This window comes from Phascolarctobacterium succinatutens (genome assembly GCF_958453765.1).
Taxonomy (GTDB): Bacteria; Bacillota; Negativicutes; order Acidaminococcales; family Acidaminococcaceae; genus Phascolarctobacterium_A; species Phascolarctobacterium_A succinatutens_B.
In genome coordinates this window covers 1-20,705 of record NZ_CAUDZA010000005.1, presented here as the reverse complement: position 1 = coordinate 20,705, position 20,705 = coordinate 1, and the positions used below count along the sequence as shown (strand labels likewise).

The 20,705-nt window shown below is 51.0% G+C and carries 18 protein-coding genes; 1 reads left to right on the top strand and 17 read right to left on the bottom strand.

Features of this window, described 5'->3' with window-relative positions; translation table 11 throughout:
* Nucleotides 1-153: 153 nt before the first annotated feature.
* Nucleotides 154-1,524, bottom strand: coding sequence for a 23S rRNA (uracil(1939)-C(5))-methyltransferase RlmD (rlmD, locus tag Q7Q81_RS03475; RefSeq protein WP_304273742.1), 1,371 nt, complete (start codon nucleotides 1,522-1,524; stop codon nucleotides 154-156).
* Nucleotides 1,525-1,805: 281 nt separating this feature from the next.
* On the opposite strand from rlmD, the gene Q7Q81_RS03470 reads away from it, so the two are divergent.
* Nucleotides 1,806-2,186, top strand: a complete 381-nt coding sequence (locus Q7Q81_RS03470) for a desulfoferrodoxin (protein ID WP_293390297.1) — start codon at nucleotides 1,806-1,808, stop codon at nucleotides 2,184-2,186.
* 228 nt (nucleotides 2,187-2,414) lie between these two features.
* Here the strand turns inward: Q7Q81_RS03470 and Q7Q81_RS03465 are convergent, their stop codons facing one another.
* The 16 genes from Q7Q81_RS03465 to Q7Q81_RS03390 form a co-directional block, all read right to left on the bottom strand.
* A complete protein-coding gene (locus Q7Q81_RS03465) occupies nucleotides 2,415-2,633 on the bottom strand; it encodes a hypothetical protein (protein ID WP_009146335.1) in 219 nt (72 codons plus the stop codon).
* Between the two features lie 23 nt (nucleotides 2,634-2,656).
* The gene (gene glyS, locus Q7Q81_RS03460) at nucleotides 2,657-4,828 is read right to left on the bottom strand and encodes a glycine--tRNA ligase subunit beta (protein WP_304273740.1); all 2,172 of its coding nucleotides are present in this window, start codon (nucleotides 4,826-4,828) and stop codon (nucleotides 2,657-2,659) included.
* Complete coding sequence (gene glyQ / locus Q7Q81_RS03455) at nucleotides 4,828-5,709, bottom strand: glycine--tRNA ligase subunit alpha (protein WP_021719659.1); 882 nt, start codon at nucleotides 5,707-5,709, stop codon at nucleotides 4,828-4,830. The genes glyS and glyQ overlap by 1 nt, the downstream gene beginning before the upstream one ends.
* A gap of 444 nt (nucleotides 5,710-6,153) precedes the next feature.
* A complete protein-coding gene (gene rbsB / locus Q7Q81_RS03450) occupies nucleotides 6,154-7,068 on the bottom strand; it encodes a ribose ABC transporter substrate-binding protein RbsB (protein WP_009146332.1) in 915 nt (304 codons plus the stop codon).
* Between the two features lie 106 nt (nucleotides 7,069-7,174).
* Nucleotides 7,175-8,104 carry an ABC transporter permease gene (locus Q7Q81_RS03445; protein ID WP_021719878.1) on the bottom strand — a complete coding sequence of 310 codons (930 nt, stop codon included), beginning with the start codon at nucleotides 8,102-8,104 and terminating at the stop codon, nucleotides 7,175-7,177.
* A gap of 6 nt (nucleotides 8,105-8,110) precedes the next feature.
* The gene (locus Q7Q81_RS03440; RefSeq protein WP_304273738.1) at nucleotides 8,111-9,592 is read right to left on the bottom strand and encodes a sugar ABC transporter ATP-binding protein; all 1,482 of its coding nucleotides are present in this window, start codon (nucleotides 9,590-9,592) and stop codon (nucleotides 8,111-8,113) included.
* A 31-nt stretch (nucleotides 9,593-9,623) separates the two neighbouring features.
* On the bottom strand, nucleotides 9,624-10,022 hold the full coding sequence (gene rbsD, locus Q7Q81_RS03435; protein WP_009146329.1) for a D-ribose pyranase: 399 nt from the start codon (nucleotides 10,020-10,022) through the stop codon (nucleotides 9,624-9,626).
* On the bottom strand, nucleotides 10,022-10,903 hold the full coding sequence (rbsK, locus tag Q7Q81_RS03430; RefSeq protein WP_304273736.1) for a ribokinase: 882 nt from the start codon (nucleotides 10,901-10,903) through the stop codon (nucleotides 10,022-10,024). The genes rbsD and rbsK overlap by 1 nt, the downstream gene beginning before the upstream one ends.
* A 25-nt stretch (nucleotides 10,904-10,928) precedes the next feature.
* Nucleotides 10,929-11,867, bottom strand: a complete 939-nt coding sequence (locus Q7Q81_RS03425) for a hypothetical protein (RefSeq protein WP_304273734.1) — start codon at nucleotides 11,865-11,867, stop codon at nucleotides 10,929-10,931.
* A gap of 4 nt (nucleotides 11,868-11,871) precedes the next feature.
* Nucleotides 11,872-13,623, bottom strand: coding sequence for a pyruvate kinase (pyk, locus tag Q7Q81_RS03420; protein WP_303710581.1), 1,752 nt, complete (start codon nucleotides 13,621-13,623; stop codon nucleotides 11,872-11,874).
* Between the two features lie 15 nt (nucleotides 13,624-13,638).
* Complete coding sequence (locus Q7Q81_RS03415; RefSeq protein ID WP_210684592.1) at nucleotides 13,639-13,833, bottom strand: glutamate decarboxylase; 195 nt, start codon at nucleotides 13,831-13,833, stop codon at nucleotides 13,639-13,641.
* A gap of 33 nt (nucleotides 13,834-13,866) precedes the next feature.
* Nucleotides 13,867-14,847 (bottom strand): electron transfer flavoprotein subunit alpha/FixB family protein, encoded by a 981-nt coding sequence (locus Q7Q81_RS03410; protein ID WP_293691339.1) that lies wholly within the window; start codon nucleotides 14,845-14,847, stop codon nucleotides 13,867-13,869.
* A gap of 12 nt (nucleotides 14,848-14,859) precedes the next feature.
* The gene (locus tag Q7Q81_RS03405; RefSeq protein WP_293823319.1) at nucleotides 14,860-15,060 is read right to left on the bottom strand and encodes a 4Fe-4S dicluster domain-containing protein; all 201 of its coding nucleotides are present in this window, start codon (nucleotides 15,058-15,060) and stop codon (nucleotides 14,860-14,862) included.
* An 8-nt stretch (nucleotides 15,061-15,068) separates the two neighbouring features.
* Nucleotides 15,069-15,863, bottom strand: coding sequence for an electron transfer flavoprotein subunit beta/FixA family protein (locus Q7Q81_RS03400; RefSeq protein WP_299823434.1), 795 nt, complete (start codon nucleotides 15,861-15,863; stop codon nucleotides 15,069-15,071).
* 134 nt (nucleotides 15,864-15,997) lie between these two features.
* Nucleotides 15,998-19,405 carry a DNA polymerase III subunit alpha gene (locus Q7Q81_RS03395; RefSeq protein ID WP_304273732.1) on the bottom strand — a complete coding sequence of 1,136 codons (3,408 nt, stop codon included), beginning with the start codon at nucleotides 19,403-19,405 and terminating at the stop codon, nucleotides 15,998-16,000.
* Nucleotides 19,406-19,474: 69 nt separating this feature from the next.
* The coding region (locus Q7Q81_RS03390; protein WP_304273730.1) for a sodium:solute symporter family protein at nucleotides 19,475-20,705 on the bottom strand (1,231 nt) is incomplete at its 5' end.

The following is a 20,705-nucleotide window of genomic DNA, read 5'->3' as shown; positions in this document are numbered from 1 at the left end:
AGGCGTATTTCAATCATTTTTCATACTGCTCATTCTGTACTTTAGTCAGCAGCACCACAGTTTCAGCGATTTGCCGTCTCCAATCACGCTTCGCTCACGCTCGCATTCTTGGACGGCTATCGCATGGCGCGCACCAGCTGCTCACCGCGTCGCTCAGCTCCTAGTGAGCAGGGTGACGCACTCAACATGGCTCGTCATCGGGAACATATCCACCGGCTGCGCTACAATCGCCTTATACCCATGCTGCTCCATAAACGCCAAATCACGCGCCAAGGACGCAGGATTGCAGGACACATAAACAACGCGCTCAGGCTGTACCTCAGCAATCGCCGCCAGCACCTTCTGCTCGCAGCCCGCACGCGGAGGATCCACCACCACAACGTCCGGACGCACACCGCCGGCCAGCAGCTTCGGCAGCTCTACCGCAGCATCACCGCAGATAAATTCCGCATTAGCGCATTTATTTTCCTCAGCGTTTTTCTTGGCGTTTTCAATCGCAGGCGCCACAATCTCGATACCGTAAACCTGTTCGGCGTGACGCGCAAGATACAGAGAAATCGTACCTGTACCGCAGTAAACGTCCACTACGGTTTCCTTGCCGCTCAGCGCCGCAAACTCCAACGCCTTGTTATACAGCTTTTCGGCCTGCTCGCTGTTCACCTGAAAGAAGGCCTGCGCGGAAATATGAAAGCTCAGACTGCCCAGGCTGTCCTTAATCGATTCCGGACCGTACAGCACACGCGTCTTGCTGCCCATAACAACGTTGGTCTGCTTCTTGTTGATGTTCTGCACCACGCTCACAAGTCCCGGAACATGACGCTTCAGCCATTCGATGAGCACGCCGCGATGCGGAATGTCATAGCCGGAGGTAATAATAACCGCCATCACTTCGCCGCTGTGCACGCCCACGCGTCCCATAATATGGCGCACGAGTCCCTTGCCTGTCTTTTCGTCATAAGCGCTGATGTTATAATGCTGCATCCAGGTGCGTACCGTTTTCATAATCGCATTGTTCGCCTCTTTGGATATCATGCAGGCATCCGTATCTACAACGCTGTGTGTTGCCGTTGCATAGCAGCCTATCTGCAGCACGCCTTCGGCGTCCGCTGCCGCCGGGAACTGCATCTTGTTGCGGTAGCTCCACGGCTCCGCCGCCCCCAACACCGGCAATACCTCTAAATTAAGATGTCCGATTCTGGTGAGTGCATCCTGCACCTGCTGACGCTTGCATGCCAGCTGTCCCTTATAGCTCAAATGCTGCAGCTGGCAGCCGCCGCATTCCTTATACACCGGGCACGCAGGCTCCACACGCTCGGCAGATGCTTTGACAATCTCCTCCAGCGCACCTACAGAGTAGCTTTTCTTCACCAGCGTAATAGTTACGCGTACCTCTTCCTCCGGCAGCGCGCCTTTGACAAAGACTGTAAAGCCTTCATACTTGCCAACGCCCTCGCCGCTGCTGCCAAGACCATTGACAGTTAACGTAATATTATCCCCCTGTTTTACGGGAATTATCTGCTTCATATATTTCCACCTGACCTTTTCGATTTTATTGTATATATATCTAATTATATCACAAAAACAGCCTGCAAAGAACCAGCAGCACGCTAAGATAATGCTTTACATCAATTCCGCAGCCTACATAACACCAAAATATCACTTTGCATCTTTCCTGTAATTGTGAGAAGTGTGCAACATTTTCTGTAAAGCTATATACTTTGCATATAACATAAGCTATAATTAAGTTAGGAACATTGAGTTTCCGGGTCTATAAAGGTTTTATTTTGCGAAAGGAGCGATGCACAATGACAGTAAAATTTTTGAAATGCAGTATTTGCGGTAATATCGTCGGCCTGATTCAGGACGGCGGCGGCGAGCTTGTCTGCTGCGGCAAGCCCATGCAGGAGCTTGTTGCCAACACCGAAGACGCAGCGCAGGAAAAGCATGTGCCGGTTATTACTGTTGATGGCAGCACAGTTCGTGTAGCTGTAGGCAGCGTGGAGCATCCCATGATTGAAAAGCACTACATCCAATGGATTTATCTGCAGACAACTCATGGCGGTCAGCGCTATATCTTAAAGCCCGGTGACAAGCCGGAGGCTGTTTTCGCTCTTGCCGAGGGTGCAGCTCCGCTCGCCGCTTATGCTTATTGCAATCTGCACGGATTGTGGACGGCAAAGCTGTAACATCTGTCGCCTTACATTCATAAAACATTTCTTTTCTCAGTGTCGGAGTCCCGACCGATAACGGTCAGGGGCTCCGATACTTTTTTATTACTCAAAAAGCTAAAAAATAAAACCGGCCTCCGACAGCTATATGTAATAGCATATCAGAGACCGGTTAAATTACAAAAACAATCACGCGAGGCTTATGGTCTTAAGCCCCAAAGGCTGTTAAAAAGCACAGCGGGAGAATTATTTTTCTACCCACAGGCCTTTTTCGTCTTTTTTGTAGCCAGCAAATTCGATTGCCAACGCAGCCATAACCTTGGTTGCGTCCTTAATCTGTACGTTCAGCTCTTCTGCGCGGATGAAATCATCGTGGCACATTTCGCTGGGGTTTTTGCTGGTGAGCAAAACGTATTCGTTCTGCATTTCTACAAGTGCTTTTGCTTCTGCATTAAATTGTTCCATTATACTAATCTCCTTAGTTTTTATTATTGTACGATAACGCTCAGGTCACCTACAGCATGGGTAATATCCTTAACTGCTGCCAAAAGTGCCAGACGGTTGTTCTTCACGCGAACGTCCTCGTCCATAACCATAACGTCTTCGAAGAATTTGTTGATCGGGTCAACCAGCTTAACTGCTTCAGCCATAACTGCAGCATAGTCATACTTAGTTGCTGCAACCAGCACTTCCTTGCTGGCTGCCATAGCAGCATTGTGCAGAGCGCCTTCGGCCTCTACAGCGAAGAGCTGCGGGTTGATAGCGGATTCTTCTTCAATCTTCTTGCACAGGTTAGCAACACGGGTTGCAGCCTGAATCAGTGCCGGAGCCTCTGCGGAAGCAACAAAGCTGTTCAGAGCCTTAGCACGGGCAACAAGATCGGTGAAATCGTCGTTCATCTGGTCAGCCAGAACTGCGTCAACTACGTCATAACGGATGCCCTGATCCATCAGCATGTTGCGCAGACGTTGTTTCATAAACTCAGCAATTTGCGGTACGAGCTTTTTGGTATCCTCTGCCGGGATGTTCAGCAGGTACAGAGCGCCGGCGATAACCTTGTACAGAGATACATGGTATTTGCCGTCCAGAAGAATGTTGATGATGCCCAGAGCCTGACGGCGCAGTGCGTACGGATCCTGAGAGCCGGTCGGAGCCAGACCGCGGCTGAAGGTAGCGCAGATGTTGTCCAGCTTGTCGGCAATACCGGTCAGACGGCCGATATCAGTAGTCGGCAGCTCGTCACCGGCAAAGCGCGGCAGATAATGCTCGTAAATGCCCAGTGCAACCTCAGGAGCTTCACCGTCGAGCTTAGCATATTCGCGGCCCATAACACCCTGCAGCTCGGTGAATTCGATAACCATACCGGTTACCAGGTCACATTTGCACAGCAGAGCGGTGCGCTCCAGCTTTTCTTTATCAACCTTGGCATTGATAGCCATAGCCAGCATATCAACAGCCTGTACCAGACGTTTGCTCTTATCATTCATATTTCCCAGGCCTTCCTGGAAGGAAACGGTTTTGAGTTTTTCCAGACGGTCAGCCAGAGTTTGTTTTCTGTCTTCGTTGAAGAAGAATTCAGCGTCACTCAGACGTGCACGCAGTACGCGCTCGTTACCGTGAGCAACAATTTCCAGATGCTCCTTGCCGCCGTTGCGTACGGTGATGAACTTGTTCAGCAGGGAGCCGTCCTCTGCCAGTACCGGGAAGTAACGCTGATGCTCACGCATCGGGGTGATGATGCATTCCTTCGGCAGAGCAAGGAATTTCTCTTCGAATTTGCCGCACAGAGCAGTCGGCCATTCTACCAGATAGTTTACTTCCTCCAGCAGGTCCTCGTTGATTTCGGCATGACCGCCTTCGGCAATTGCCAGGTCAGTAACCTGTTGACGAATCAGCTCACGGCGAGCGTCTTGGTCAACCATTACGTAGTTGTCATACATAACCTTTTCATAGGAATCAGCATCAGGGATTTCTACAGCGCCGATGGTGCCGATAGCAACAGAAGCTACTGCATTCTTAGCCTTACTCTTTACGGTGTCGAACAAAGCCTTGGCAGCATCGCCGATGGACTCATGAGCTTTAGCGTTATCCAGTGCGGAAGGACGCAGGAAGCGGTGACCGCGGCTGAATTTGCCGGATTTTACGCCGGTAATTTCAACAGGGATAACTTCATCGCCGAACAGTGCAACCAGCCAACGAATCGGACGGACGAATTTGAATTCATGATCTGCCCAACGCATGTTTTTCGGGAAGTTCAGGCTGGTGAGGATATCACTCAGCAGGCCCGGCAGCAAATCCTTAACCGGTTGGCCTGCCAGATGCTTAACAGCATATACATAATCATCGCGGACAACGAGCTCTTTTACGTCAACGCCTTGGCCGCGAGCAAAGCCGATAGCTGCTTTGGAGGGAGCGCCGCTTACAAAAGCGATTTTTGCGGAAGGACCTTTAGCCTCAACAGTGCTGTCCTCCTGAGCCTCGGCAACGCCGCTGGCAATGAAGGTCATGCGACGGGGAGTGCCATAGGTTTTAACTGCTTCGAAGGGAATGCGCAGCTCAGTCATTTTCTTTTCTGCCAAATCCTTTAATTGTGCCAGAATGGCAGGCATAAATTTCGCAGGAATCTCTTCTGTACCGATTTCAAAAAGTAATTTTTCCATTATTTATTCTCCCCTTTCTTGAGCAGCGGGAAGCCCATTTCTTCACGTTGTGCTACATAAGCCTTTGCACACAGGCGGGCCATCGCACGTACACGGCCGATGTAGGCAGTACGTTCACTTACGCTGATTGCTCCGCGGGAATCCAGCAGGTTGAATGCATGGGAGCATTTCAGAACGTAATCATAAGCAGGACGGATATAACCAAGCTCGATAACGCGCTTAGCTTCTGCTTCATATTTGTCGAACAGGTCAAACAGCAGCGCGGTGTCTGCTACCTGGAAGTTGTAGAAGGATTGCTCTACCTCGTTGGTGTGGAACACGTCACCGTAGGTGATGTCGCCAACCCATTGGATATCGAATACGTTTTCTACGCCCTGGATATACATAGCCAGACGCTCCAGGCCGTACGTGATTTCAACGGTTACAGGCTTAACGTCAATGCTGCCTACCTGTTGGAAGTAGGTGAACTGGGTGATTTCCATACCATCCAGCCAAACCTCCCAGCCAAGGCCCCAAGCGCCCAGAGTCGGAGATTCCCAGTTATCCTCTACAAAGCGGATATCATGCTCCTCCTGATGAATGCCGAGCTCAGCCAGGCTCTGCAGGTACAGCTCCTGAATGTTTTCCGGAGAGGGCTTTACGATAACCTGGAACTGATGATGCTGGAACAGACGGTTCGGGTTATCACCGTAACGGCCGTCTGCCGGACGACGGGAAGGCTCTACATAAGCCACACGCCAGGGCTCAGGTCCGAGTACGCGTAAAAAGGTAGACGGGTTCATTGTGCCTGCGCCTTTTTCGATGTCATAGGGCTGTGCCATAATGCAGTTTTGGCCTGCCCAGAATTTTTGCAGCTTCAAAATAATTGTCTGAAAATCCATGTTTTACCTCCTATATTTGTTACAAAGACGGCAATGGCAGCAGCTTTGTCCGAAAAAACAAAAAAGCACCCGCGTCCCCGTAACTTAAATGTTACAGGGACGGAGTGCATACAGCTCAAACTCCGCGGTTCCACCCTGCTTGACTGCAATAACTGCAGCCCGCCTCAATCAATATACTATTACAGCTCCAAAGCGCCTTCATCCGCCTTTGCCGCCTTACACTGTCACGGCTCGCTGAGTTTGCAGATTACTACTCTTCTTCTTAGCTTAACTGTTAGTATATAAAATGCAGCGCTGTTTGTCAAGTGCGGCAAATAATTTTGTAAATACCACTCACAAAAATATATCGTTACTATTAGCTTTCAACATAACAAAATGCCCCCACGCGAACGCGCAGAGGCATTATTGCTTCAAGTTGTCAGGTTAATATAAATTAAGCGGCTATTATTTCTTTTCGATGAGCTTCAGCGGAGCAGAAATCTTAGCTTCTACTTTTTCGCCTTTAGCAGCCTTAACAGCTACTTCCAGACCTTGCTGGCCCATGATTTCCGGCTGTTGAGCGATAGTAGCGCTCATAGCGCCGCTTTCTACAGCCTTTACGCCGTCAGCAGTACCGTCAAAGCCAACGATGAAGATTTGCTTGCCAGCACTCTTAGCAGCTTCGATTGCACCCAAAGCCATTTCGTCGTTCTGAGCGAAAATAGCTTTGATGTCCGGGTTAGCCTGCAGCATGTTTTCTGCTACAGTCAGGCCCTTGCTGCGGTCAAATTCAGCAGTCTGTTTAGCAACAACGGTCAGCTTGCTGTCAGCCAGCTTGTGGAAGCCTTCGCCGCGTTCACGGGAAGCGCTGGCACCGGGGATACCCTCCAGCTCAGCAACCTTAACCTTTTCGCCCAGCTTTTTGATAATGTAATCAGCAGCCATTTCGCCGCCCTTTACGTTATCGGAAGCAACCAGGCATGCTACATCACCCTGGTTAGCACTGCGGTCGAGGCAGATAACAGGGATGTTAGCCTTGTTGGCAGCCTTTACGGATGTAGAAATTGCATCAGAGTCAACAGGGTTAACCAGCAGAACGCTGATGTTTTGCTGCAGCAGGTCAGCAATATCATTAGCCTGCTTTGCAGGATCGTTCTGAGCGTCAACAACCTTTACGGTTACGCCCAGCTCCTTAGCCTTAGCTTCTACGCCTTTAGCCAGGGAAACGAAGAACGGATTGTTTTGAGTGGATACGGAGAAGCCAACGGTGATTTTCTTGTCGTTGCCTTTTGCAGCATCCTTCTTGTCGCTGCCGCCGCAGCCGACAATCATCATAGCCATTGCTACAATGCAGGTTAATACCAATAAAATTTTTTTCATGTGAGAAAATACCTCCCGGAATTAGAAATTACTATGCGGACAAAAACTTGAATTAAGCAGGCTGCGGCTGAAAAGCACTGGATGGTGCTTTACGTCCGCATCACGCTTAGTTTTTCTTTCTGTCCATCAGCACAGCCAGCAAAATTACAATACCTTTGACAACTTGTTGGTAAAAGCTGGATACGTTTAAGATATTCAGACCATTGTTCAGAGTGCCGATAATCAGCGCACCGATAATGGTACCGAAGATGCGGCCCTTACCGCCGGAAAGACTGGTGCCGCCCAATACTACAGCTGCGATAGCATCCAGCTCATAGCCGGTACCGGCAGTAGGCTGAGCACTGTTCAGACGGCTGGTAAGAATAGCGCCTGCCATACCGCAAAGGAAACCTGTTACGGTATAAGCAAATATTTTAATGCGGTTGATTTTGATACCTGCAATGAAGGAAACCTTCTCATTACCGCCGACAGCATAGGTTTTGCGTCCCAGCGGAGTTTTGTGCAGGATGAACCACAAAATAAAAAACATAATCAACATCATAATGGCAGGAACCGGCAGACCGGCAACATACCCCTGGCCGAATTCAAGGAAGCGGTCATCCTCGGACAGGCTGCTGATAGGGTTGCCGTTGGTATATACCAAAGTCAGACCACGGAAAATGGTCATGGTCGCCAGGGTTGCGATAAAGGGCGCCACCTTGCCGTAGGTAATTACCAGGCCGTTGACACTGCCCAGTACAGCACCGATGAGGCAGGCCAGCACGATACCGAATACAGGATCCATACCGCCCTTGATAAAGCTGCCCATGAGTGCACTGGAAAGCGCCAGAATACTGCCGACAGACAAATCAATACCGCCGGTTAAGATAACAAAGGTCATGCCAAAGGAAATTAAGGCATTGATAGAAACCTGACGCAGCAGGTTTTTCAAGTTGCTGGGGTCGATAAAGCTGCTGTTGAGGCAGGAAATGACCACAAACAACACAACAAGTCCGATTATGGAACCGGATTTTTTCAAGATTGCTTTTACATCCATTATTTTTTATTGCCCTCCCGTTGCAAGTGTCATAATTTTTTCCTGGTCTGCTTCATCGTGCAGCAGCTCGCCGGCAATGCGGCCTTCGTGAACGACGACGATGCGGTCGCTCATGCCCAATACCTCCGGCAGCTCCGAAGAAACCATAATAATCGAAACGCCACTTGCAGTAAGCTCGTTCATCAGCTCATATATATCGCGTTTTGCACCTACGTCGATACCACGGGTAGGCTCATCCATAATAATGACCTCCGGGTGCATGCCAACCCATTTGGCAATAACCACCTTCTGCTGGTTACCGCCGGACAACGCACCGGCCTCAAGCTCCAGGCTGCTGGTCTTTACGCCCAGCTTTTTTGCCATTTTATCGGCAAAATTATTAAGAACATTAAAATTGATGACACCGCTTTTGGCAAAGCTGTCAACACTCGGCAGAGCAATGTTACGCAAAATGGAGAAGTCCAGAATCAGGCCCTCTGTTTTGCGGTTTTCGGTTACGAAGCCCAATCCTGCCTGAATAGCATCCTCAGGCTTGGTAATCTTCAAAGGCTCGCCCTTGAAAACCAGCTCGCCGCCTGCATGAGGATCAACGCCGAAAACGGCGCGCATGATTTCGGTACGGCCGCTGCCCATAAGGCCGGCAAAACCCAAAATCTCGCCCTTGCGCAGATTAAAGTTAATATCATGGAAAACTCCCGGCTGTTCAAAGTGCTTAACCTCCAGCAGCACCTCGCCCGGCTTATTGCGGCGGTCGGGATAAAATTCCGTAATGGAGCGTCCAACCATATCGCGGACAATCTGCTCCATGCTATATTCCTTAACAGGTTTGGTTGCAACGGATACGCCGTCACGCATAACGGTAATCGTGTCGCAGTTCTGCGTAACCTCTTCCATACGGTGCGAAATATAAACCATTGCTACACCGCGTTTTTTCAGGGAGCGCATAACCTCAAAGAGCTTTTCTGTTTCTCTTTCGGTCAGCGCCGCCGTAGGCTCGTCCATAATAACAACCTTGGCATCCAGCAGAAGGTTACGGACGATTTCCGTCATCTGCTGCTGTCCTACCGAGCATTCGCCGGCTTCCATATCCAGTGGCAGCTCAATTTCAATTTCACGGCATTTCTGCTCTGCCATAGCACGCATAGCCTTAAAATCCAAGATACCCATGCCGTTGGTTACGCTGTGCATCAAAAACAGGTTTTCCAGAATGCTCAGGTTCGGCCAGATATTCAACTCCTGATGGATGAAGGCGATGCCGTAAGCTTCTGCCTCCAGAGGATTTTTGAAGCTGATTTCCTTGCCGTCGACAAAAATCTGTCCCTTATCCTGCTTGTGAATACCCGTCAGAATATTCATCAGTGTTGATTTGCCGGCACCGTTTTCACCCATCAGAGCGTGTACCTCACCACTTTTAAGCTTCAGGTCAACACCCTTGAGCACCTCATTAGAACCAAAGGCCTTATGGATATTTCTTAATTCAATCTCCATACTTTTCCTTATTCCTACCTTACGCTAATTTTTAAAAGAAAACATTGCTGTGCAGAATCACATTGGCAAAAGGAGTAATTTCGCCGGTGCGGATAATGCATTTTGCATGCTTGGTTGCCTCCTTGAAGGCTTCGTGGTCTGCATCGATAATCCACTGCTCTTCAGTGAAAAGCTGCTTCATAGCGCCGTAGACAGCAGGATTTCTGCCTTCCATTTCCGCTGCAATTTCTACCTTTTCGATAACCATATTCTTGGCTACTTCCTCAACAACCTCCAGGAAGGAAGGAGTTCCCGGCTTCAGAGCCAAGTCGATTTTCTGCACGCCTGCAGGCACAGGCAGACCGCAGTCACCGATAACGATAGTGTCGGTGTGGCCCAAATCAGCCAGCACCTTCGCAATAGAGCTGTTTAACATTCCACCCTTTTGCATTACTTAAGCATCTCCTCTACTTCATGTAAATAAGGCATACCGCCCTGTGCTCCCAGCTTTTGCACCGAAAGAGCTGCGGCGGCATTGGCAAAGCTGATGCTTTCCTGCATGGATTTGCCATTTGCACGGGCAACAGCAAAGGCACCGTTAAAGGTGTCGCCTGCACCCGTAGTGTCAACCGGCTTTACCTTAAAGCCGGGAACAGTAATAACCTGTCCCTTTTCTGCATAGGCAACACCCTTGCTGCCCAGCGTCATAATCACCTTGCCCTGGTTCTGGTCAAGGATATCCGCCTTGCCCTTACCGGCAAACAATGTTGCTGCCTCGTGCTCGTTGGGAGTCAGATAAGTAATCCTATCCAGCAGAGCCTGCGGCACCGGAGCAACAGGTGCGGGGTTCAGCAGCACAGGTACACCGTGCGCTGCGCATTTTTCGATAACATAAGCGTTAGTAGCAGCAGGAATTTCGTGCTGCAAAAGCACCATATCTGCCTTGCTGATGTCCTCCCACGCTTCATCAATCAACGCCGGGGATACTAGGTCATTGGCGGCCTTGATAACGATAATCGTGTTATCGTCCTCCGCTACGGTAATGTGTGCGGTACCGCTATTTTCACCCGGCAGCACCTTCACATAGGTGGAATCAACGTTGTTTTCCTTTAATGCCTTCAATACCAGCTGACCATATACATCATCACCGATGCAGCCGACCATCATAACATCTGCTCCCAGGCGGGCTGCAGCAACAGCCTGGTTGGCACCTTTGCCGCCGGGAGAAACGGTCAGGCGGTTGCCGAAAATAGTTTCTCCGGGATGCACCCAGCGGTCACATTCAACGGTAATATCAATATTACAGCTGCCTACTACGACAATCTTTGACATATTTTCTACCTCCTGTCTTCAGGATTTATATAATTTTTTGTAATAACAATGCGTATTGCCCGTCAATCAGATTCGGCTGCAGCAAATCCTTAAGGAGTACTGCCTGCTTGCGGCTGGTTTTGGGCATGGTCTGATGCCAATAGGTTATAGCAAGCTGCAGCAGTCGCAGCAGCTCCTCCCTGGCGCTCTTGTCATCGGCAGTCAGCTGCCAGAAAAAGCTGTACCATTGGCGGAAGATATCCGCATCATCCAGCATCGCCGAACGTGATACGTTGGAGGTTACATCACGCAGGTGACGCAAAAGCAGCTGCAGAAGCGCTGTCTGCCGCTCAGGCTGTGCCTTCGGCACACGCCGCAGCATTATACGGTACAGAAGCGTCAGTTCTCTGTAAATCCTGCAGGCTTTGTCAAAGCCGTCCCAACGTGCATACACGACGAAATGCAGCTGCAGCTGCTGCAGGCTCCACGCCCACCGTTGCAAGTCCTGCTGCTTTAAAAGCCAGCGTCCGGCCTCACGCAGCAGAAACGCCGTCTCCTCGCGCCACCGCCTGCGTGCCATACGCGCCGCCAAACTAAGCCATTCGCCCATAAATTCCTGCAGCATTGCAGTATTGTCGGCTTGCGTCCGCAGCCAGCGCCGCACCAGCAGTGCAAGCATGGGACGCACCTCAGCCAAACGCCTGTCGCACACGGCAAACGTCAGCCTCAGCAGAACGCTGCCGCCCCGATGTGCCAGCTGCGGATTGACCAGCAGCTGCTCCAGACGCGGCCTGCTTTCCTGCATCCAAGCCGTAAAAAGCTGCCGTTGCCGGTGGCGTAAGGCCACCAGCAGACAGCAGCTGATTGCTTGTAATGCTTCATTATCTGCTGCTTCAGCAATAATACCCGAAAAAGCTGTGCAGGCGTTTTGTTCTCTGCCGTCACGCAGAGCAATACATGTTTCTAAAATAAGTTCTGTTACCATATTTCTACAGGTTAATATCGCCTTCGTAGACATCACCGGAAACAGGATCCACCGTTACCAGCAGGCCGTCGGCCAGCTTGGAGGTTGCTTTCTCCGCGCCTACGATAACAGGCAGGCCGCAGGTTACGGCAACAATAGCAGTGGAGGATGTCAGGCCGCCCTCTTCAGCGATAATCGCTGCTGCCTTGGCAGCAGCCTGCGGTACAAACTCGTCATTCAGCACATCAACTACAAGGATATCGCCCTTTTGGAGCTTGTCCTTGAAGTCTGCCGCAGTTCTGCCTACGCAGATACGGCCGGTGACAGTCTTGCTGCCGATACCGGTACCGCTGAGCAGCTTGGTGCCCACTGTAACCACCTTAATCAGATTTGTACTGCCCGGAGTACCGATAGGCACGCCGGCAGTTATAACAACAGATGCGCCGTCCTTGATTACGGAGTGATGCAAAGCACACTGCAAAGACAGCTCAATCATTTCATCAGTATTTGTGGAGTATGGCCCCAAAAGCGGCAATACACCCCAATAAAGCTGCATCGCACGCACGCGCTCAGGCAGACGTGATACAGCAACAACAGTACATTGAGGCTTATATTTGGCAATCATACGCGCCGTAAAGCCTGATTCGGTAATCGTAAGAATAGTATCTGCCTTTATTTCCTGAGAAATCTGTACGGTAGCATGGCTGATTGCGTCAGTAGAATGGATGCGCTCGCTGATGCCCTTCTTTTGGAAGATATGCACATAATCAAGTGCATTTTCCGTGCGAACGGCAATCTTAGCCATTGTCTGCACCGCCTCCAGCGGATATTTGCCGCTGGCAGTTTCGCCGCTCAGCATAATAACATCGCTGCCGTCGAAAATAGAGTTGGCAACGTCGCTGGCCTCGGCACGGGTTGCACGGTAGCTGTTAATCATACTTTCCAACATCTGCGTAGCCGTGATAACAGGCTTGCCCGCCTTATTGCAGCGCGCGATAATATCCTTCTGTACCAAAGGTACATCCTCGGTCGGTATCTCTACGCCCAGGTCGCCTCTGGCAACCATTATACCGTCGGATACGCCGATAATCTCATCGATATGCTGCACACCGGCCTCATTCTCGATTTTGGAAATAATCCCGATGGAAGAGCCTGCTTCCTCAAGCACTTTACGGATAGCGATAACATCATCGGCCTTCTGCACGAAGGATGCCGCAATATAATCCATATCATGCTCGACAGCAAAAAGAATATCTGCCTTGTCCTGCTCCGACAAGAATGGCAGCTTCAGCTCAATGCCGGGGCAAGCCACGCGCTTACGCGAGCTCAGCTCGCCACCATTGACCACCTTAGTATAAATTCTGCAGCCGTCAATGCGTACAACCTTTAGGGAAAGCAGTCCGTCGGCCAGCAGAATATTGCTGCCGATTTCTACCTCCTGCGGCAGACCTGCATAATTAACGTGTGCCATATGGCGGTCGCCCAGGTATTCTTCAGTAGTCAGGCAGAAATCATCGCCCTCGTTCAGCTCGATTTTGCTTTCGGCAAACATGCCCAGGCGCATTTCCGGGCCCTTGGTATCGGCAATCGTAGCGATTACCTTACCGGCCTCTTCTGCTGCCCGGCGCACCAGCTGCAGCCTTTTGCCATGATCTTCATGGTTGCCGTGCGAAAAGTTGAAGCGTGCCAAGTCCATGCCTGCAAGCATCATCTTACGCAGCAGCTCTACATTGTCCGTGCTGGGACCTACTGTACAGATAATCTTCGTTTTCTTCATCAGGACTGCGCCTCCTCAGTACTGAAACTTATTCTCACACAAAACCTCATAGGCATCCTCTGCCTCCGAAACCGGCAGACAGATTTCATAAGCCTTGTTATGCTTGCCTCCGGCACTTTTTAGCTGTACCAAAAAGCCGTTTTCCGTCAGCATTTGCTTTATTTTTTTGGCTTGTTCCTCAGTGTGGGCAATATAAATTGTTTTCCACATACTAGAATGCCTCCTGTAAATCAGGTAATTGGATTAAGCCTTGTAAGCTTTGATTTTTTCAATCAGCTTCGGCAGGATTACGTTTACATCACCTACGATGCCATAATGAGCAACGGTGAAAATCGGTGCCTCTGCATCTTTATTGATAGCAATGATGATATCGCTGTCCTTCATGCCGGACAGATGCTGGATAGCACCGCTGATGCCGCAGGCAAAGTAGATATGCGGAGTAACGGATTTACCGGATTGGCCAACCTGTTGGGAATGAGTCAGCCAGCCCTCATCAATAGCGGCACGGGTGCCTGCTACTGCGGAATTTTCAAAGAGAGCAGCCAGCTGTTCCAGCACGTCGAATTTCTCCTTGCTGCCGAAGCCGCGGCCGCCTGCTGCGATCATATCAGCTTCATCAATCTTAACAGCGTTTTCACTGCTCAGAGCTTCTTTTTTAACCAGTTCAACACGGCTTACAGCGCCTGCTTCCGGAGTGAAGGCAATAACCTCACCGGTGCGGGTGTTATCCAATTCAGCCGGTTTGAATACTTTAGGACGAACGGTACCCATTTGCGGACGGTTAACGTCGCAGATGATGGTAGCGCAGATATTGCCGCCCAGTGCGGGACGAGTCCAGGCAACGAGCTTATCATCGGTTACATCCAGAGCGGTACAGTCAGCGCACAGGCCGGTATGCAGACGTGCTGCAACACGCGGAGCCAGGTCACGGCCGTCATCGGTAGCACCGAACATAATAGAAGCCGGATCATATTTCTTGGACAGCTGGCAGATAGCATCGGTATATAACTCGGTATCATAATCTGCATATTTAGCATCCTCAATAACATAAACAACATCAGCACCGGCAGCAATCAGCTGCTGCGGCAGCTCGCCTGCAGCAGCGGTCACCAGTACCGCACAGCATTTTTCCTCCAGCTTGGCACACAGCTCTTTGGCAGCGCCCAACAGCTCAAAGGTAACATTCATCAGCTGACCATTTTCCTGTTCAGCAATAACCCACATATTTACACACTCCTATTCGTTATCTTCAGTATCGTCAGTTTCGGCAATAGCTATAGCCTCCATGGAACATTCGCGGATGCAGGCACCGCAGCAGACACACTGCTGCATATCAATCTGCGCCTTGCCCTCTCGCAGCGTCGCAGCGCCCATCGGGCATACCGCCACACATTCCTCACAGCCACAGCAAAGCTGCCTGTTTACTTTTATCAGCATGGTTCGCCTCAGCGGGTAATAACCTCTGCCTTAACCAGCTTTTCAAACAGCATGTCTACTGCTGCATCAGCATCTGCTTCGGTAATGATTTCGCCATTGATTTCAGGCGGGGTCGGGGTGAAGGCTTTTTTAACCTTAGTCGGAGAACCCTTCAGGCCTACGGTTGCAGGATCAATATCCAGGTCAGCAACGGTCAGAGTAGGAATCTGAGCCTTACGAGCTTTCATTTTGCCCTTAATGCTGGCAAAACGCGGCTCTTTTTCGGATTTGGTTACGGTAACCAGCAGCGGTGCTGCACAAGCCAAGGTCATCTGATAATTTTCGTTTTCGCGGACAACAACAAATTTGCCGTCTTCATAGCTCAGGCTCAGAGCGCCGGTAATCTGCGGAATTCCCAGATGCTCTGCCATTTCCGGGCCAACCTGTGCGGTATCGCCGTCTACTGCCTGCTTGCCGCAGAGCACGAGATCAAACTCGCCCAGATGTTTTACAGCAGCAGCCAGAGCCAGGCTGGTTGCCAGAGTATCACTGCCACCCAGAACACGGTCGCTCAGCAGAACGCCGTCATCAGCGCCCATAGCGATTGCTTCCTTCAGAATATCGGTTGCCTGGGGCAGGCCCATGGTCAGTACTGTTACCTTAGCGCCTTCCTTATCCTTCAGGCACAGTGCTACCTCCAATGCCTGACGGTCATAGGGATTCATAATATTTTCTACACCCGTACGGTCCAAGGTATTGGTTTCGCGGTTAAATTTTACTTTTGCCGTATCCGGCACTTGTTTTAAACAAACGAGAATATTCATTTGCTGCCTCCTTAAGCTTATTACAGGAGCTGCTGCTCCGGCTTTTTTACATTCTTCTCTTTATTTTAGCATTTTTGTACTTAAACTTGCAAGTATATCATGAAAGTTTATGAAAAACAGCTCAAATAATTAAATCAGCCTTTCTTTACTACGCAGTTTTCGCCCAGTATTTTGACTACATCCTCGGCAAAGCCAGGTGCTTCGCTGTTTACCCAAAAGTTAGGTGTTGTCTTGATCAGCTTGCGCGAGCCCATCAGCTGCAGGTATACGCAATCATCGCCCTTATATTTTTGGAACAGCTGCATCAGCTCACGCTGCACCAGCGGATTTTCCAGATGCGCTTCGATGCGCAGACGGATCTCCGTAGGCGGCTTGGACGGCAGAGCGCGCACGCTATTGGCAATAATCTTGCTTTCACGCTCATCCACGCTGAAGCGTCCCTCAATAGCCACAATGCTGTCTTCATAGATATCCTTGACATTTGCATGATAAGCCTGCGGGAACACGATAATCGGGAAGCGTCCGCTGAAATCCTCCAGCGTCAGAAGAGCCATCGTATCGCCGCGCTTGGTATTTTTTATCACACAATCCGTAATAATACCGGCCACACGCACAAACTGTCCGTCCTGCACCTGCGTTTCGCCGCCGAACTGGTGCAGCGGCATGAAGCGCTGCAGCATTTGCTTGTAATCGCTCAGCGGATGGTCGGTAACGTAAAAGCCGATGATTTCCTTTTCGTTCTGCAGAATAAGCTGCTTGGGGATTTCCGGCAGCGGCGGCAGCTTGATTTCCGTCACGCCGAAGCTGTCATCTCCGAACAGTCCCAGCTGGCCGTTGGCTTTGTCCCTCTGGCAGGCAGCGCCCAAATCAATCGCCTGGTCCATAATAGCCAGCATCTGCGAGCGTCTGGCGCCGAAGGAATCCATCGCACCGCATTTAATCATATTTTCGATAACGCGCTTGTTGACTACGCGCATATTCACACGGCAACAGAAATCCGTCAGGCTCTTGAACGGACCGCCCTCGTTGCGGGCGCTGATAATGGCATCTACTGCGGCATCACCGGTATTTTTGATGCCTGCCAGGCCGAAGCGGATGGATGCATTTTGATGTACCGTAAAGTTGTGACCGCTTTCGTTGACATCCGGCGGCAGGATTTTGACATTATCATTACGACAGACGTTGATATACCAGCTCACCTTATCCGCATCACCGATAATGCTGTTGAGGAAGGCCGCATAGAATTGCGGACGCCAGTGCGCCTTCAGATAAGCGGTTTCATAGGCTACCAGCGCATAGGCTACGGAGTGGGATTTGTTGAAGCCGTAGCCAGCGAAGTGCTGCAAGAGCGAGAAAATCTGGTCGCTGAGCTCTTCGGGAATATTGTGCAGCTTCTTGGCACCGTCGATAAAGGACTGGCGCATAGAATCCAGCTCCTTGGCCTTCTTCTTGCCCATCGCACGGCGCAGAATATCTGCCTGACCGAGCGTAAAGCCTGCTAGTGCGGAGGTTATCTGCATAACCTGCTCCTGATACAGGATAACGCCGTAGGTATCCTTCAAAATAGGCTCCATCAGCGGATGTAATACCTTGGCTGTGCGCTGTCCGTGACGGCCGGCGATAAAGTCCTCCGCCATACCGGTTCCCAAAGGCCCCGGACGGTACAAAGCCACCAACGGAATCAGGTCCTCAAAGCTTTCGGGAGCCAAATCCATAACCAGCTTGGTGATGCCTGCCGACTCCAGCTGGAAAACGCAGGCCGTTTCACCGCGGCGCAGCATTGCGCAGGTCGCCTCATCTGCCAGCGGTATATTATCAATATCAACTTCTTCACCCGTAGTTTCGCGGATAAAGCGAATGCAGTCACCGATAACAGTCAGCGTGCGCAGCCCCAAAAAGTCCATCTTCAGCAAGCCAAGCTCTTCTACTTTATTTTTATCGTACTGGGTGATGACGCCACCCTCACTGCCCTGCTGCAGCGGTACGTAATTTTTCATATTATGCGGCGCGATAATAACACCGGCGGCATGCGTGCCTGCGTTACGCGGCAGGCCCTCCACGCTTTGCGCAAGGTCAATCAGCTTCTTGACCTCCGGACGCGAGTCATATGCCTGACGGAAGTCCTTGCTGCCGTTCAGCGCCTTCTCCAACGTAATGCCCAGCTCACGCGGAATCAGCTTGGCGATTTCATCTACCTCGCCGTAGCTCATGCCCAGTGCCTTGCCGACGTCGCGCACTGCCGCGCGCGCCTGCAGTGTACCGAAGGTAATAATCTGCGCCACACGCTCCTGTCCGTAACGGCGCACCACATAATCCAGCACCTGATTACGCTTCACATAGCAGAAGTCGGTATCAATATCAGGCATGCTTACACGTTCAGGATTCAAAAAGCGTTCGAATAGCAGATGATAACGCAAAGGTTCAATATTCGTTATACGCAGCAGATAGGCCACGATACTGCCTGCGGCACTGCCACGACCCGGCCCGACCGGAATATCATGGCTGCGGCAGTAGTTGATGAAGTCCCAAACAATGAGGAAGTAGCAGGCGTAGCCCATCGTATTGATGATGTCCAGCTCAAAATCCAGACGCTTGCGTACCTTCTCATCCACAACCTCGTAGCGCTTAGGCAAGGCCTCCTCGCACAGGTGACGCAGATAACTCACGGCATCAAAGCCCTCCGGCACCGGGAACTCCGGCAGCAGCAGATGGCCGAACTCCATCTTCACGTTGCAGCGGTCAGCAATTTTATTGGTATTGCTCAAAGCCTCCGGACAATCGCCGAACAGTGCCTCCATCTCATCATAGCTTTTCAGATAATAGCTGTCGTTGTTGAAGCGCATACGATCAGGCTCATCAACCGTGCTCGTCGTCTGGATGCACAGCAGAATATCCTGCGCCGCGGCATCCTTTTGCTGCACATAATGCAAATCGTTTGTCGCCACCAGACCAAGACCGAACTTCTGCGCCAGCTGCTTCAGCTCCGCGCTGACCTTGTGCTCCTCATCAAGGTCATGGTCCTGAATTTCCAGAAAGTAGTTTTCCTTGCCGAAAATGTCTATATATTCCTGAATGCAGCGACGTGCTCCCTCCAGGTTGTCCTGCAGAATCATCTGCGGCACCTCGCCGGCAACGCAGGCACTGAGGCAGATAACGCCCTCGTGATAGGTACGCAGCACGTCCTTGTCTACGCGTGGTTTATAATAAAAGCCCTCCAGCTGACCAATGCTGACAATTTTCATCAGGTTATGGTAGCCTGTATCGTTCTCCGCCAGCAAAATTAAATGGTACATGCCACGGTTATTTTTTTCCAGATGCGAGCCCTTCGCAAGATACACCTCGCAGCCGATAATCGGCTTGATGCCTGCCTTGGTACACTCCTGATAAAATTCCACTGCGCCGTACATTGCGCCGTGGTCGGTAATCGCCAAGCTGTCCATCCCCAGCTCCTTGGCGTAGGCCACCAGCTCGTGGATTTTCGAAGCGCCATCCAGCAGGCTGTATTCCGTATGTACATGTAAATGAGTAAAGCGTTTTGTCATCTCTTGCTCCTTAAATTTAAAGACCGCTGCCGCGCAAATCCGCGGCAAATGTATGTAAATATTTCTTTTCTATTCCCCTTTTTTACCCCACGCCAGACCAATGAGCAAAAAGAACAGATTATACACGAGCGCCGGCAACAGGCTGTTGATTTCCCAAGGACTGATATGCTTCCAGAAAAGTGCCGCAAAAATACCTGCGCCCATAGCAGCCACACCCATTGAAGCGCGCACCCTGCCCGGGAAGAAGATGCAGAACGTCAGCGGCAGAAAGATACCGCTGCCTCGCAGCGCCATGGAGAGATAATTCCACTCCAGCACCGACGAATCAAGGTGCATAAAGACAAACACCATCGCAGCGACAGAAACGGCCAGCACGCTCAGGCGGCTTGCCCACAGCTGGCCTGCAGCCGTAGCCTTAAGCCAGATTTTGCTGACGATATCACGTGAAATCATCGTACCTACGCCCAGCGCCAGACCGGCGATTGAGCCCAGTGCCGAAAGCAGCACAGCGCCCAGACCGATACCGCCAAGCCATTGCGGCAGATAGGTAACGAGATACAGCGGCAGTGCATCGATAGAATTTATCTCCGGATGATGCAGATGCATGAACATACCGATCATTACCGACGGCAATCCCACGGGAATTACTATCAGTGCGGCAGCACAGCAGCCGACAGCTGCAGTTTTGGTATCGCGCGCCGAAAACAGTGCCTGCACATAGGTCTGCGTAGAAATAACCCCCACAATCATCGAACCGAAGCTGACAAGACCGTCCTCCACGCCGCGTCCGAAAAGGCTGAACCAGGGATATGCAGCAAAGCTCTGCGTCAGCCCCTGCCATCGGCCCATATCGGCGTAGGCCAGAAAGCCGCCGACGAAAATGCTGGCGAAAATCAGCACAATCTTAAAAATGCCGGCCATACCGCTGCTGCTGAGGCCGCCGAAAAACACCAGCAGCAAAGTAACAGCGATAACAATGGCTGCTGCAGCAAGCAAAGGTACGCCGAACAAGCCAGCAATCAGATGCAGCGCGGTAAGCGTGCTCGCCACGATGCTGAAAAAAATACCGGCGCAGGCGCTGAAGGTCGCCAGCCACCCCGCAGGCTTGCCGTAATCCGTAACGAGATACTCCGCTACTGTGGTCAGCGAGCTGCGGCGCAATGGCACAGCGTAAAACGCCGCCATCAGCAAAAGCGCGATACCGCTGCCCAGCGTAAACCACCAAGCCGTCAACCCCAGCTTGAAGCCAAGCTGTGCCGTGCCGACGGTAGCAGCGCCGCCGATAATCGTGCCGATAATC